General features: G+C 66.0%; 13 protein-coding genes. 9 read left to right on the forward strand and 4 right to left on the reverse strand.

Features of this window, described 5'->3' with window-relative positions; all coding sequences use genetic code 11:
- Nucleotides 1-21: 21 nt before the first annotated feature.
- Both EV698_RS07840 and EV698_RS07845 read left to right on the forward strand, forming a co-directional pair.
- A complete protein-coding gene (locus tag EV698_RS07840) occupies nucleotides 22-1038 on the forward strand; it encodes a CDP-6-deoxy-delta-3,4-glucoseen reductase (protein WP_130503532.1) in 1017 nt (338 codons plus the stop codon).
- Entirely contained in the window at nucleotides 1038-1820 is a 783-nt protein-coding gene (locus EV698_RS07845; protein WP_130503533.1) for an MlaA family lipoprotein, read from the forward strand. The genes EV698_RS07840 and EV698_RS07845 overlap by 1 nt, the downstream gene beginning before the upstream one ends.
- Nucleotides 1821-1824: 4 nt before the next feature.
- Here EV698_RS07845 and EV698_RS07850 read toward each other — a convergent pair whose 3' ends face one another.
- On the reverse strand, nucleotides 1825-2427 hold the full coding sequence (locus EV698_RS07850; RefSeq protein ID WP_130503534.1) for an HNH endonuclease: 603 nt from the start codon (nucleotides 2425-2427) through the stop codon (nucleotides 1825-1827).
- A gap of 209 nt (nucleotides 2428-2636) precedes the next feature.
- Here EV698_RS07850 and EV698_RS07855 point away from each other — a divergent pair, with 209 nt between their 5' ends.
- The 7 genes from EV698_RS07855 to EV698_RS07885 all read left to right on the forward strand — a co-directional run bounded on the left by EV698_RS07855 (nucleotide 2637) and on the right by EV698_RS07885 (nucleotide 10669).
- Nucleotides 2637-3767, forward strand: coding sequence for a Re/Si-specific NAD(P)(+) transhydrogenase subunit alpha (locus EV698_RS07855; protein ID WP_130503535.1), 1131 nt, complete (start codon nucleotides 2637-2639; stop codon nucleotides 3765-3767).
- The gene (locus EV698_RS07860; RefSeq protein WP_130503536.1) at nucleotides 3767-4075 is read left to right on the forward strand and encodes an NAD(P) transhydrogenase subunit alpha part 2; all 309 of its coding nucleotides are present in this window, start codon (nucleotides 3767-3769) and stop codon (nucleotides 4073-4075) included. Before EV698_RS07855 ends, EV698_RS07860 begins: the two co-directional genes overlap by 1 nt.
- Nucleotides 4072-5565 carry an NAD(P)(+) transhydrogenase (Re/Si-specific) subunit beta gene (locus EV698_RS07865; protein ID WP_130503537.1) on the forward strand — a complete coding sequence of 498 codons (1494 nt, stop codon included), beginning with the start codon at nucleotides 4072-4074 and terminating at the stop codon, nucleotides 5563-5565. Before EV698_RS07860 ends, EV698_RS07865 begins: the two co-directional genes overlap by 4 nt.
- Before the next feature lie 18 nt (nucleotides 5566-5583).
- Nucleotides 5584-5997 (forward strand): hypothetical protein, encoded by a 414-nt coding sequence (locus EV698_RS07870; protein ID WP_130503538.1) that lies wholly within the window; start codon nucleotides 5584-5586, stop codon nucleotides 5995-5997.
- Nucleotides 5998-6013: 16 nt separating this feature from the next.
- Nucleotides 6014-8203 carry a primosomal protein N' gene (locus tag EV698_RS07875; RefSeq protein ID WP_130503539.1) on the forward strand — a complete coding sequence of 730 codons (2190 nt, stop codon included), beginning with the start codon at nucleotides 6014-6016 and terminating at the stop codon, nucleotides 8201-8203.
- A 67-nt stretch (nucleotides 8204-8270) separates the two neighbouring features.
- Complete coding sequence (gene argS, locus EV698_RS07880; RefSeq protein WP_130503540.1) at nucleotides 8271-10031, forward strand: arginine--tRNA ligase; 1761 nt, start codon at nucleotides 8271-8273, stop codon at nucleotides 10029-10031.
- Nucleotides 10032-10033: 2 nt separating this feature from the next.
- Entirely contained in the window at nucleotides 10034-10669 is a 636-nt protein-coding gene (locus EV698_RS07885; protein ID WP_130503541.1) for an SPOR domain-containing protein, read from the forward strand.
- Between the two features lie 11 nt (nucleotides 10670-10680).
- On the opposite strand, the gene EV698_RS07890 is transcribed toward EV698_RS07885, so the two are convergent.
- The 3 genes from EV698_RS07890 to glnK all read right to left on the reverse strand — a co-directional run bounded on the left by EV698_RS07890 (nucleotide 10681) and on the right by glnK (nucleotide 13296).
- On the reverse strand, nucleotides 10681-11622 hold the full coding sequence (locus EV698_RS07890; RefSeq protein WP_338062121.1) for an NAD(P)-dependent oxidoreductase: 942 nt from the start codon (nucleotides 11620-11622) through the stop codon (nucleotides 10681-10683).
- Nucleotides 11623-11694: 72 nt separating this feature from the next.
- Nucleotides 11695-12936 carry an ammonium transporter gene (locus EV698_RS07895; protein ID WP_130503543.1) on the reverse strand — a complete coding sequence of 414 codons (1242 nt, stop codon included), beginning with the start codon at nucleotides 12934-12936 and terminating at the stop codon, nucleotides 11695-11697.
- A gap of 21 nt (nucleotides 12937-12957) precedes the next feature.
- Nucleotides 12958-13296, reverse strand: a complete 339-nt coding sequence (gene glnK / locus EV698_RS07900; RefSeq protein ID WP_130503544.1) for a P-II family nitrogen regulator — start codon at nucleotides 13294-13296, stop codon at nucleotides 12958-12960.
- Between the last annotated feature and the right edge of the window lie 132 nt (nucleotides 13297-13428).

Below are 13428 nucleotides of genomic sequence, written 5' to 3' on the forward strand. Positions count from 1 at the left end.
ATCCACTAGCGGAGACGATTAATGAGTTACCAGGTACGCATAGCCAACACCGACCATGCCTTTGACGTCGATGACGGTGAGCGCGTGATCGACGCCGCGATGCGTGCGGGCCTCATGCTGCCCTACAGCTGCCGCGGCGGCACCTGCGGGACCTGCATGGGGGACGTGGTCGAGGGGCATATCACCTATCCCGACGGCCTGCCGCCCGCCATCGACAGCGAACAGGATGAGGCGGGCAAGGCCCTGTTCTGCCAGGCGCGGCCGGCGAGCGATCTGGTGATCCGGGTCGGCGAGGTCCGCGACGCCGGTGATATCCGCCCGCAGCGCCTGCCAGCCCGTGTGGAGCGGATCGAGGACTGCGCGCCGGACGTGCGCCGCGTGTTCCTCAGGCTGCCCCGCGACAAGCGCCTGACGTTCCTGCCGGGGCAGTACATCGACTTCCTGCTGCGCGGCGGCCAGCGCCGGAGTTTCTCCCTGGCCAACACGCCGCATGATGATGCCCTGCTCGAATTGCATATCCGCCATCTGCCGGGTGGTCTGTTCTCCGGTTACGTCTTCAACGACATGAAGGAAGGGGCGCTGCTGCGCTTCGAGGGCCCGCTGGGCAATTTCTTCCTGCGCGATGACAGCGACCGGCCGATGATCCTGATGGGCGGCGGCACCGGCTTCTCGCCGGTCAAGGGCATTGTCGAGCAGGCGCTGCATACGGGTGTTAAACGCCCGATGCATATCTACTGGGGGGCAAGGGCCCGCCCCGACCTGTACCTCGACTCGCTCCCGCAGGCATGGGCGGAGGAGCACTCGAACATCGCCTACACCCCGGTCCTCTCCGATCCGGCCACGGACGACGAATGGAAGGGCGCCAAGGGGTTCGTACACGAGCAGGTGGTGCGGGATCATCCGGACCTGAGCGGCTTTGACGTCTACATGAGCGGACCACCGCCGATGATCAATGCGGCGAAGGCCGCTTTCACTGCCGCCGGTCTGCCCGCCGACCGGCTATTCTACGACTCCTTTGAAGCAGCGCCGGGGAACTGATGATCAACCTATCCGCCGACCGCCAGTCGCACAGCCCTCTCGGGCGTGCCTTTATCCTGCTGCTGCTCGCGCTTGTCCTGAGTGGCTGTGCCACCGGCGGCGGTTCATCCGCGGGCGACCCCGTCGAGGGCTTTAACCGCGGGGTCTACGACTTCAACGAAGGGCTCGACACGTACGCCCTCGAGCCCGCCAGCAAGGGCTGGACGCGGGTGACCAGCGACGGCGTGCGCACCAGCGTCGACAACTTCTTCACCAACCTCGAGGCCCCGGGGTATGTCCTCAACGATCTGCTCCAGGGCAAGGCCGTGGACGCCGGCCGCGAGACCGTGCGCTTCGTGGTCAACAGCACCGTCGGACTGCTCGGGCTGTTCGATCCGGCGTCGGCCTGGCTGGGTCTCGACGGTCGCGCCGAGGACTTCGGCCAGACGCTGGGAGTCTGGGAGGTGGATAGCGGTCCGTACCTGGTGCTGCCGTTGTTCGGTCCCTCCAACGCCCGCGATGTCACGCAGTATCCGGTGGCCTACTACACCAATGTCCTCACCTACGTGACCCTGGACAGCCTGACCTTCGGGGCGCTGACCGCCCTCAATGTGGTCAACACGCGGGCCCGCCTCGCCGGTGCCGCCCGATTCCGTGACGACGCCGCGGTCGATCCCTATGTGTTCAGCCGGTCGGCCTACGGGCAGTATCGGCGCGATCAGATCAATGACGGGGAGGTGTCCGTCGAGGACGACGCCTACTCGGACTTTTTCGATGACATGGAGGCGGAACCGGCACCGTAACGCGCTACGCGCTCATCGATTCGAGCCGCTCCCGCAGTGGGCTGCGGCGGGGGAAATGGGCACGCAGAAAAGCCATCTGATCGGCAAGGATCCGGCGCCCCTGCAGGTACACGTACTCGGCGTGCGTGGGGGCGAAGGGCACGGCGAGCAGCTGCATGCCGGCCTGTTCCGGGGTGCGATTGCCCTTGAGGTTGTTGCAGCGCTTGCAGGCGGTAACCACGTTCGACCAGGTATCAATACCGCCGCGGCTGATGGGCTTGATGTGGTCGCGCGAGAGCTCGCGCACCGGGCGCCGCTCGCCGCAGTAGAGGCAGAGATGATCGTCCCGGCGGAACAGTGTGGCGTTGTTCAGCGGCGGACGGTAGGCCGGGTTGTCCTTGAGATTCCCCTGCATCGCACCGGTAGTGGCGATGATGGAATTGACGTCGACCAGGCTGCGAAGCCCGGTGCGGGCGTTGTAGCCGCCGTGGATGCGATAGAGCGTGTGGCCGCAGGTATAGGCGACCTGCTCGAGGTGATACAGGCGAACCGCATCCTGATAGGTCATCCACTCCAGCGGCATGCCGGATATATCGGTTCGCAGGATAGGCTGCTGCAGACTCGTCATGCCCGGATCCCCTTTTCACGCGTATCGCCGCACAGGAATGGCAATTCCCGATCATCCAGCGGTTTACGCCGATCTGCAAGTAAGACGGCGTAATGCCCTCGACGGTTCCGGATGACCCGATGCGCGTGGGGGTGTTTACCGGCCCAGATGTTGTAGAATCCGGAATCCGACGGTCGAAAGCGACCGCCAAAAGGACAGGAGTTAACTCGATGAGCATCACCATCGCCGTCCCCAGGGAAACGGCCAACGGAGAAAAACGTGTCGCCGTCGTACCCAGCGTGCTCAAGCAGTTCAGCAAGCTTGGCGTCGAGGTACGCATGCAGCGGGGTGCCGGAGAGTCCGCGGGCTTTCCCGACAGCCTCTATGAAGGGGTCAGCTGGGCCGACGATCAGGCCGCGCTCTACAAGGACGCAGACGTTGTCCTGCGCGTCCAGCCGCCCAGCGTCGAGGAGGCCGGCAAGCTGCCCGAGGCGAGCATCCTGATCGGGTTCATGACGCCCCACGAGGGCGACAACCGGATCCGCAACCTCAACAAGCGCAGCGTTACCAGCTTTGCGCTCGAGCTCGTGCCGCGCATCACCCGGGCGCAGGGCATTGATGCCCTCTCCTCCCAGGCCAACATCGCCGGTTACAAGTGCGCGCTGCTGGCATCCCACCTCTCGCCCAAGCTCTTCCCGATGCTGACCACGGCGGCGGGCACGGTCCGTCCGGCCAAGGTCGTGGTCATCGGTGCCGGGGTGGCGGGGCTGCAGGCCATCGCGACGGCGAAACGGCTCGGGGCCATTGTCGAGGCCTATGATGTCCGTTCCGCCACACGCGAACAGGTCGAATCGGTCGGCGGCAAGTTCATCGACACCGGTGTCAGCGCCGAGGGCGAAGGCGGTTACGCCCGCGAGCTGACCGAGGACGAAAAGACCCGGCAGGCCGAGGTGCTCGCCCAGCACATCGCTCAGGCCGATGCGGTGGTGACGACGGCGGCGATTCCGGGCCGTCCGGCACCAAGGATCATCGACAAGGCGACCGTGGAGCGGATGAAGGCCGGTGCCGTCATCGTCGACATGGCCGCCGAGACCGGCGGCAACTGCGAGCTGACCGAGGCCGGCAAGGATGTGGTCCACCACGGCGTGACTATCGCCGGGCCGAAGCACATACCCAGCATGGCGGCCACCCACGCCAGCGAGATGTATGCCCGCAACCTGGTCAATATGCTCGGCCTGATCATCAAGGACGGCGAGATCCACCTCGACTGGGACGACCAGGTGGTGGCCGACAGCTGTCTGACCCACAACGGCGAGACCCGGCATGCGCCGACCCGCGAGCGCATGGAAGGAGACAAGTAATGGCGATCGAAGGCTTTGTCGCAATCTACATATTCATGCTGGCAGGCTTTGCCGGCTTCGAGGTCATCAGCCGGGTGCCGGTTATCCTGCATACGCCGCTGATGTCGGGCTCCAACTTCGTCCACGGGATCGTGGTTGTCGGCGCCATGGTGGTGCTCGGTCATGCCGAGACGCTGCCCGAGCAGATCATCGGCTTTATCGCGGTCCTGCTCGCCGCGGGCAACGCCGTGGGCGGCTACGTCGTCACGGAGCGGATGCTCGATATGTTCAAGAGCAAGGATGAGCAGAAGAAGGGGGCCCAGGAATGAACTTCGTTGTCCAGTTAACCTACCTCCTCGCGGCGGTTCTGTTCATCCTCGGGCTCAAGGCCATGAGCTCGCCGAAGACCGCCCGCAAGGGAATCATGTGGGCCGGGGTCGGCATGGTCCTGGCGACGCTCGTGACCTTCCTGCATCCGGCGGTGCAGGGGCTTACCAACTACGTCCTGATCGTGATCGCCATTGCCGCCGCCGGCGGACTCGCCTGGTGGTCGGGGCGCCGTGTCGGGATGACCGAGATGCCGCAGATGGTGGCGCTCTACAACGGCATGGGTGGCGGCGCCGCCGCGGCCATTGCCGGCGTCGAGATGCTGCGGGCACTGCGCACCCTGCCCAATGACCTGCAGATCCGCGCCGAGGCGCTCTCGATGGATGCCGGCATCAGCGTTCAGGCCGCCGAAGCGGCGCTGCGTGCGGAAGGCGCCGGCAGCGTTGGCATCGCGGCGGCACTCGGTGCCGACGTGGCTATTCTGGCGATCCTCGGTGCATTCATCGGTACCGTGGCCTTTTCGGGCTCGCTCATCGCCTGGGCAAAGCTCGACGGCCGGATGAAGCGCAACCAGCTGGTGCCCGGTCAGCAGATCGTGAACATCATCGTGTTCGCACTGGCGGTCGGGTTCGGCATTCTCACGTTCTTTACCGACAGCGTTATCGTCGTCGCGGCGTTCTTCGCGCTCGGGCTGCTGTTCGGCCTGTTCGTCGCCGTGCCCATCGGTGGCGCCGACATGCCGGTGATCATCTCGCTGTTCAACGCCCTGACCGGTCTGGCGGTGGGTTTCGAGGGCTATGCCATCGGCAACCCGGCCATGATCATCGCCGGTACGGTGGTGGGCGCCGCCGGCACATTGCTCACGCAGCTCATGGCGAAGGCCATGAACCGGCCGATCAGCAACGTCCTGTTCGCCGGATGGGGTAGCCCCAAGGCCGCCACCAGCGAGGGCCCCGGCGGCGAGATGAAGGATATCTCCGCCGAAGACGCCGGCATCCTGATGGCCTACGCCGAGCGCGTCATCATCGTGCCCGGCTACGGCATGGCCGTTGCCCAGGCGCAGCACAAGATCTGGGAGTTCGTCGAGCTGCTGCAGGCCCGCGGGGTAGAGGTGAAATTCGCCATCCACCCGGTGGCGGGTCGCATGCCGGGTCACATGAACGTGCTCCTGGCCGAGGCCGGTGTCCCCTATGACATGATCTTCGACATGGAGGAGATCAACGAGGAATTCGCCACCACCGACGTGGCGGTGGTCATCGGCGCCAACGACGTGGTCAACCCCGCGGCGCGGGACGATCCGTCCAGCCCGATCTACGGCATGCCCATCCTCAATGTCGACGAGGCCGAAAACGTGATGGTGATCAAGCGCGGCGGTGGCGCCGGCTTCTCGGGCGTCGAGAACCATCTGTTCTTCGGCGAAAACACACGCATGGTGTTCGGCGATGGCCAGAAGGTCGCCGGCGGCATGGTCCAGGCCGTCAAGGGCCTGTAAGAACAAACGGGAGTCAATATGACGGATCCGGAAACCCAGGAGACCCTGGATCAGCTCACGGTCAACACCGACGGGCTCTACCAGGAAGAGAACTTCACCGACCGCCAGGTCGGCAGCATCCAGCGGCTCAGCCCCGTTACCCGCGACGGGCGGCCGGATGACAGCCGGCCCGTCCTGTACCTGGGCAACACCCAGGTCATGACGCCGGTCGGTGCGCTGCCGCTCAACTTCGAGCTCGATGCGGGCAGTCTCGAGGAGGCCGCGAAGGCCTTCCCGGCGGCGGCCCAGGTCGCCCTCGAGCAGGCCATGGAGCAGCTCAAGGAAATGCAGCGCGAACAGGCGTCACAGATCATGACGCCGGATCAGATGGGCGGTGGTGGTGCCCCCGGCGGGGGTGGTGGCATGCCCGGCGGTGGTATCCAGATGCGCTAGCGGCCTGCCGCCACGCATGACCGAAGTCATTCGTGTCGCCGTGGCGGGGCCTTTCACCGATGCCCTTGATTACCGTCCCCCGGCCAGCGGTCCCGCACCGGTGGTCGGGGGGCGGGTTCGCGTTCCGCTGGGTCGACGCAACACGGTGGGCATGGTCACCGCCCTGCCCGCGGCGAGCGATCTCGCCGATGATCGCCTCCGCGCCGTCACCGAGGTCCTCGACTCCGCCCCGCTTCTCGACTCGGCCACCAGCGCCCTCATCGAATGGGCGGCGCGCTACTATCACCACCCCCTCGGCGAGGCCTACCTGGCTGCCCTCCCCGCGCGACTGCGCCGGGGCCAGGCCGCGACACCCGGCGTCGAGACCGGCTGGCGGATCACCGAATCCGGGCAGGCCGCTCAGCTCGAGCGGCTTCGCCGGCGCGCGCCCCGCCAGTCGGCGCTCCTCGAGGCACTACAGCGAGGCGGGACCCTGACCGCGATCGAGCTCGCAGGCTTTAGCGGTGATGCCCGTGCCGCGCTCAGGCGACTGGTCGAACAGGGCCTTGCCGAGACCGTTACCGCACCCGATTACGGGCTGCTCCAGGGGCTTGCGGATGAAAGCGGCGCGACCCTCAACGACGAGCAGCAGGCAGGAGCCGCAGCGATCCGGCCCGCCGCGGGGCACCAGGCAATCCTCATTGACGGGGTCACGGGCAGCGGCAAGACCGAGGTCTATCTCGATGCGATCGAGCGCACCATCGCGCTGGGTCGTCAGACCCTGGTGATCGTCCCTGAAATCGGCCTCACCCCGCAGCTCGTCAACCGTTTCCAGCGCCGGCTCTCCGGGCGAATCGCCATCCTCCATTCCGGGCTCGCGGATGGCGAGCGGCTCAATGCCTGGCTGGCCGCCCGGGCGGGTGAGGCCGACGTCGTTATCGGGACGCGCTCGGCGGTATTCGTGCCGCTCCGCTATCCCGGGCTGATCGTGATCGACGAAGAGCATGACGCCTCGCTCAAACAGCAGGAGGGCTTCCGGTACTCCGCACGGGACCTGGCCGTGCTGCGCGGCTACCGCCTGGACATCCCCGTAGTGCTGGGCTCGGCCACGCCGTCCCTGGAGAGCCTCGCCAACACTCTGGCGGGCCGCTATGCCTGCTACCCCCTCCGGCAGCGCGCCGGCGGCGCGCGTCCGCCCTCGCTGCAGCTGCTCGACATGCGCGGTGCACCCACCCGGGATGGCCTCTCGCAGCCCTTGATCGATCGCGTACGCGGCCACCTGGACGCGGGCGGCCAGGCCCTGCTGTTCCTCAACCGACGAGGTTTTGCCCCGACCCTGATCTGCCATGAATGTGGCTGGCTTGCCGAATGCGACCGCTGTGACGCACGCTATACCTATCACCGCGGCCGTCAACGCCTGCACTGCCACCACTGCGACCGCGAACTGCCTATCCCCCGGCATTGCCCGGGCTGTGGCAGCGTCGATCTCCGTGCCCTGGGCCTGGGCACCGAGCGGATTGAAGCGGCACTGACAGAGGCCTTCCCGGACACCCCGCCGGTGCGGATCGATCGCGACAGCACCCGTCGACGCGGCAGTTTCGAGGAGGCCATGCGCCGCGCGCGGGAGGGTGAGACCCGGTTGATACTGGGCACGCAGATGCTCGCCAAGGGGCATCACCTGCCCGCCGTGACGCTGGTGGCGATCATCGACGCCGATCAAGGCCTGTTCGGGGCCGATTTCCGGGCCCCGGAACGCCTCGCCCAGCAGGTAATCCAGGTGGCGGGCCGAGCCGGTCGCGCCGATCGACCCGGCGAGGTGATTATCCAGACCCACCACCCCGAGCACCCACTGCTCCAGCAGCTACTACACGGCGGCTATGCCGCCTTTGCGCGCACCGCACTCGCGGAACGCGAGGCGGCCGGCCTGCCACCGGCGCGGGCCATGGTGCTGATCCGTGCCGAGGCGACCGCGCATGATGCCCCCATCACCTTCCTGCAGGCAGCCATGCAGCAGGCCCCCGTCGATGCCGACATCGAACGCCTCGGCCCCTATCCGGCACCGATGGAGCGCCGCGCCGGTCGTCATCGCGCCCAGCTCATGCTGCTGGCCGATTCGCGGAGCAGCCTGCAGGCATTCCTCGGCCGCTGGCTACCGGCACTCACGCGCCTCCCCCAGGCACGCCAGGTCCGCTGGTCGGTCGACGTCGACCCGGTCGAGGCACTGTAGCGCTTGAAGACTGTGACCGAGGCCGGATAATGGACGCTCGTTTGCCAGCCGGATACTGAATTCACCGATGAAAGAAGAACTGATCGATCTGCTGCGCCAGGCGCTGCAATCGTTGGCCGATGCCGAATCCCTCGCCCTGCCGGAAGCGCTGGACATCCAGCTCGAGCGCGGTCGTGGCAGCGGTCACGGTGACTACGCGAGCAATGTCGCCATGCGACTCGCCAAACCGGCCCGGCAAAATCCGCGGGACCTGGCGGCCAAGCTGGTAGCCCACCTGCCCGTCCATCCGCATGTCGACCGTGTCGAGGTGGCCGGTCCCGGGTTCATCAATTTCTTCCTCACGCAGGATGCGGCCAACGCGGTGATTGCCCGCATCCACCGCGAGGGAGACGAGTACGGACGCAGCAACCACGGCCGCGGCGAACGCGTCATCGTGGAGTTCGTCTCCGCCAACCCCACCGGCCCCCTGCATGTCGGCCATGGCCGGGGGGCGGCGTTCGGAGCGGCGCTGGCCGATGTCCTCGAGGCGACCGGCCACGACGTCCACCGCGAGTACTACATCAACGATGCGGGACGCCAGATGAACATCCTCGCGGTGAGCGTGCTGGTCCGCTACCTGGCGCATCGTGGCGAGGCGGTCGAGTTCCCCGCCAACGGCTATCGCGGCGACTACATCCACGACATCGCCCGCGACCTCGAGGCGAGCGGCGGCGAGCGCTACCGGATCACCGCCACCGAGCTGGCCACCGGCCTGCCGGCGGATGCGCATGCCGGCGGCGATAAAGAGGCCCATATCGACGCACTGATCGAACGGGCCCGCGCCTGTCTGGGCGAGACCCGGTACCAGGAAGTGCTGGAAGCCGCTGTCACCACCATCACCGCCGATATCGACGAGGACCTCGCCGCCTTCGGTGTTCGCTACGATCGCTGGTTCAGCGAACGGTCACTGGTCAGTGCCGGTGCGGTCGAGCAGGCGCTGACGCGTCTGCGGCAGGCGGACACACTCTACGAGGCGGACGGTGCGCTGTGGTTCCGGTCCACCGATTACGGCGACGACAAGGATCGCGTGGTCCGGCGGGCGGATGGCCAGACCACCTATTTTGCCTCCGATATCGCCTACCATCTGAACAAGTTCGATCGCGGTTTCAGTCATGCCATCGACGTGTTCGGCGCCGATCATCACGGCTACATGGCACGGGTAAGGGCGAGCCTCGCCGCCTTCGGCCATCCCGCCGAGAAGCTCACGTTCCGCCTTGTGCAGTTCGCCATCCTCTACCGCGGGTCGGAACGGCTGCCGATGTCGACGCGCTCCGGCGAATTCGTGACCCTGCGGGAACTGCGCGAGGAAGTAGGCAACGATGCGGCACGGTTCTTCTACGTCATGCGCCGCCCCGAGCAGCATCTCGACTTCGATCTCGAGCTCGCCAAATCGGAGTCCAACGACAACCCGGTGTACTACATCCAGTATGCCCATGCCCGGGTCTGCAGCGTTTTGCGACAGATGGAGGAGCGCGGCCTGCGGCATGATCCGGACAATGGCCTCGCCGCGCTGGCACGGCTGACGGCCGGGCACGAACAGTCGCTGATCGATTCGCTGGGCCGCTACACCGAGGTCCTGGAATCCGCCGCCGGCAGCCACGAGCCCCATCAGCTCGCCGCCTATCTGCGTGATCTGGCGGGTGCATTCCACACCTATTACAACGCCCATACGTTCCTCGTCGACGACGCCGAGCTGCGCAACGCGCGGCTGACCCTCATCCAGGCGGTCCGGCAGGTCGTTCGCAACGGCCTCGGACTGCTTGGCGTATCGTCTCCGGAACGCATGTAGGCATGGCCACGGGACGCAACACGACACGAAAGCCGGCCCGCAGCACCAGTGGCCAGGCGAGCCGGAAGAAAAAATCGGGCGCTGCCGCGAAAAGCGGCCGGATGCCCGTTGCCTGGGGTGTAACCGGCCTCGCCATCGGCCTGATGGTGGCGCTGGTCGTCCATCTCGAGCATCGCCGGCCCGACACGACCGGCGGGGACGAGACGCCCGCCAGCGACGAGGAGACGGCCAGCGAATCCGATCAGCCGCGGTTCGAGTTCTATCGCCTGCTCAACGAGCAGGAAGTGGAGGTAGCCGAGGAACAGGCGCCGAGAGATAACGGCACGCAGGCGTTGCCGGAGGCGGATCCACCGCCGGAATCATCCACCGACAGCGATTCGGCGCCACCATCCGATGAGGACAAGCGCTATCTACTCCAGGCCGGCAGCTTTCGCCAGGCGGAGGATGCCGACTCGCTGAAGGCGAGCCTCGCCCTCCTCGGGATCCAGGCCCGGATCCAGGTCGTCGAGCTCTCGGGCGGCGAGACCTGGCACCGGGTCCGCATCGGCCCCTTCAACGACCTCGAGCAGGTCAACGGTGTCCGCACCCGCATGGCCGACCAGGAGATCGAGTCGATTCTCCTTCAGGCGGGCGGTTAGAACCGCCGCCGCTACAGGCTCTTGCGGTTACCGGACTGGAACATCTCGCGCTTGAGCCGGAACAGCGCCGAGGTGTCCTCGTCGCCGTAACCCTGCTCGAGCAGGCGATCGTAGTGCTTGAGCGTCATCTCCACCAGCGGCAGATTGACGTCGAGCTTCCGGAGTAGATCGCGGCACAGGTTCAGGTCCTTGTGATGCAGGGCGACGCGGAATCCGGGCTCGAAGTCCCCCGCCAGTATCCGGCTGCCGCGGCGCTCGAGCAGGCGACTGCCGGCCGCGCCGCCGGTAAGCACCGGTAACAGACGCTCGGTGTCGAGACCACTCGCCTCGGCGAATGACAGCGACTCGCTGATCGCCTGCACAATGCCCGCCACCATGACCTGATTGACGGCCTTGGCGCGCTGTCCGTAACCCACCGGCCCGAAATGGGTCGCATCGCTGCCGATCGCCGCCAGCGCCGGACGGACACGCTCAAGCACATCGGGATCCCCGCCGACCATGACCTGGAGGGTGCCGGCCTCGGCGCCCTCGGAGCCACCGGTCACCGGCGCATCGAGGAATGCCGCGCCCTGCACGCGCAGCAGCTCGGCGGCGGCCTCCGCCGTATCCACACCGATAGTCGAGGTGTCGATGACGATATCGCCCTCGCTCACGCCGTCCGCCAGCGCACCCACCACCTCGAGAACATCCTGGTCGGCGCTCACGCAGGTAATCACGACATCACATTGCCGGGCGAGCGCGGTTGCATCCTCGGCCAGCGGCACCTGCAACTCATCGGCAAGCGGCTCGCCATTGGCCCGGGTCCGATTCCAGACGCCGACGAGCAAACCGGCGGCGGCGAGGTTTCTGGCCATCCCGCGACCCATGGCGCCGAGTCCGGCAACACCTACTTTCATGTTCCTCTCCTTTGATAAATCAGACAGCGTCCAGGCCCGAAGTCTAACGCAGCGCATTCCGCGACCCCACAAAAAAGCGGGCGCCCGAAGGCGCCCGCTGAGCGTGGAATCGAACCGTTAACGCTGGCGTTAGCGGTTGAACTCCGGGTAGGCCTCGACACCGCACTCGGTGATATCGAGCCCGGTCTGCTCCTCTTCCTCGGTGACACGGATGCCGATCACCGCCTTGAGGATACTCCAGAGGATGTAGCTCGCGCCGAAGGCCCAGACGAAGATCGTGACCAGGCCGATGATCTGCGGGCCGAAGCTCGCGCCGTCATTCCACAGCGGCACGGCCAGAACACCCCAGATGCCGGCAGTGCCGTGGGCCGAAATGGCACCGACCGGATCATCCAGCTTGAGCTTGTCGAGCCCGACGATGGAGAACACCACGATGATGCCACCGACCACGCCGATCAGGGTCGCACCCAGGAGGCTCGGCACGTTCGGTCCGGCAGTGATGGACACCAGCCCGGCCAGGCCGCCGTTCAGCGCCATGGTCAGGTCGGCCTTGCCGAACATGAGACGGGCGGTAATCAGCGCGGCCACGGCACCACCGGCTGCCGCCAGGTTGGTGTTGGCGTAGACCAGCGCGACGGCGTTGGCCGAGCCGACGTCCGAGAGCTTGAGCTCGGAGCCACCGTTAAAGCCGAACCAGCCGAACCAGAGGATGAGCACGCCCAGCGTCGCGAGCGGCATATTGGCACCGGTGATCGGCCGGACTTCGCCGTTCGGACCGTATTTGCCCTTGCGCGGACCAAGCACCATCACGCCGGCCAGCGCCGCGGCTGCACCGAACATATGCACGATCCCGGAGCCGGCATAATCGGAATAGCCGAGCTCGGCCAGGAAGCCACCGCCCCAGCTCCAGAAGCCCTGGATCGGGTAGAGGGCACCGGTGAGGATGACCGTGAACAGCAGGAACGCCCAGAGCTTCATTCGCTCGGCCACGGCCCCCGAGATGATCGACATGGCGGTTGCGACGAAGACGACCTGGAAGAAGAAGTCGGAGATGTTCGAGTAGTAGGCATCACTGCCGCCGGCGATGTCCGCGGCCGCGTTGTCCGCCGTGCCCAGGATGCCGCCGAAAGACGGAATAATGGAGCTCACGCCGCTGCCGTACATGATGTTGTAGCCCATCAGCATGTACATGATGCAAGCGATCGAGTAGAGCGCCACGTTCTTGGTGAGGATCTCGGTCGTGTTCTTCGAGCGCACCAGGCCCGACTCCAGCATCGTGAAGCCGGCGGCCATGAACATGACCAGTATTCCCGAGACCAGGAAATAGAAGGTATCCAGCGCGTACGCCAGTTCGTTGAATTCTGCAGACATATTTCAGACTCCCAGTGATCCTTAGAGTGCGTCTTTGTCGGTTTCGCCGGTGCGGATGCGCACCGCCTGCTCGATCGCCGTGACGAAGATCTTGCCGTCGCCGATCTTGCCGGTATTGGCCGCCTTACTGATGGCCTCCATGGCCCGCTCCACGAGGTCATCGGCGAGTGCGACCTCGACTTTCATCTTGGGCAGGAAATCGACGACATACTCGGCGCCCCGATAGAGCTCGGTATGCCCCTTCTGACGGCCGAATCCCTTGACCTCGGTAACAGTGATGCCCTGCACGCCGATTTCCGAGAGTGACTCGCGGACGTCGTCGAGCTTGAAGGGCTTGATAATCGCAGTAATCAGCTTCATGCCTGTACTCCCCTGTCGGGACCGGATAGCCCCGGTGCCCGTGAACGATATAAACGCACCAACACCTATGCAGGGACCATGCCAAAGAGACAATCGCCGTTGCCCGCCGGGGACTGAATGCCCCTTGACGGT

Origin of the sequence: Spiribacter vilamensis, from assembly GCF_004217415.1 — a bacterium.
In the GTDB taxonomy this organism is placed as follows: Bacteria; Pseudomonadota; Gammaproteobacteria; order Nitrococcales; family Nitrococcaceae; genus Spiribacter; species Spiribacter vilamensis.

Bases quoted from the DNA above. Each gene is read 5' to 3' on its own strand.
- EV698_RS07840 (WP_130503532.1), top strand. From the start codon at position 22: ATGAGTTACCAGGTACGCATAGCCAACACCGACCATGCCTTTGACGTC.
- EV698_RS07845 (WP_130503533.1), top strand. From the start codon at position 1,038: ATGATCAACCTATCCGCCGACCGCCAGTCGCACAGCCCTCTCGGGCGT.
- EV698_RS07850 (WP_130503534.1), bottom strand. From the start codon at position 2,427: ATGACGAGTCTGCAGCAGCCTATCCTGCGAACCGATATATCCGGCATG.
- EV698_RS07855 (WP_130503535.1), top strand. From the start codon at position 2,637: ATGAGCATCACCATCGCCGTCCCCAGGGAAACGGCCAACGGAGAAAAA.
- EV698_RS07860 (WP_130503536.1), top strand. From the start codon at position 3,767: ATGGCGATCGAAGGCTTTGTCGCAATCTACATATTCATGCTGGCAGGC.
- EV698_RS07865 (WP_130503537.1), top strand. From the start codon at position 4,072: ATGAACTTCGTTGTCCAGTTAACCTACCTCCTCGCGGCGGTTCTGTTC.
- EV698_RS07870 (WP_130503538.1), top strand. From the start codon at position 5,584: ATGACGGATCCGGAAACCCAGGAGACCCTGGATCAGCTCACGGTCAAC.
- EV698_RS07875 (WP_130503539.1), top strand. From the start codon at position 6,014: ATGACCGAAGTCATTCGTGTCGCCGTGGCGGGGCCTTTCACCGATGCC.
- argS (WP_130503540.1), top strand. From the start codon at position 8,271: ATGAAAGAAGAACTGATCGATCTGCTGCGCCAGGCGCTGCAATCGTTG.
- EV698_RS07885 (WP_130503541.1), top strand. From the start codon at position 10,034: ATGGCCACGGGACGCAACACGACACGAAAGCCGGCCCGCAGCACCAGT.
- EV698_RS07890 (WP_338062121.1), bottom strand. From the start codon at position 11,622: ATGCGCTGCGTTAGACTTCGGGCCTGGACGCTGTCTGATTTATCAAAG.
- EV698_RS07895 (WP_130503543.1), bottom strand. From the start codon at position 12,936: ATGTCTGCAGAATTCAACGAACTGGCGTACGCGCTGGATACCTTCTAT.
- glnK (WP_130503544.1), bottom strand. From the start codon at position 13,296: ATGAAGCTGATTACTGCGATTATCAAGCCCTTCAAGCTCGACGACGTC.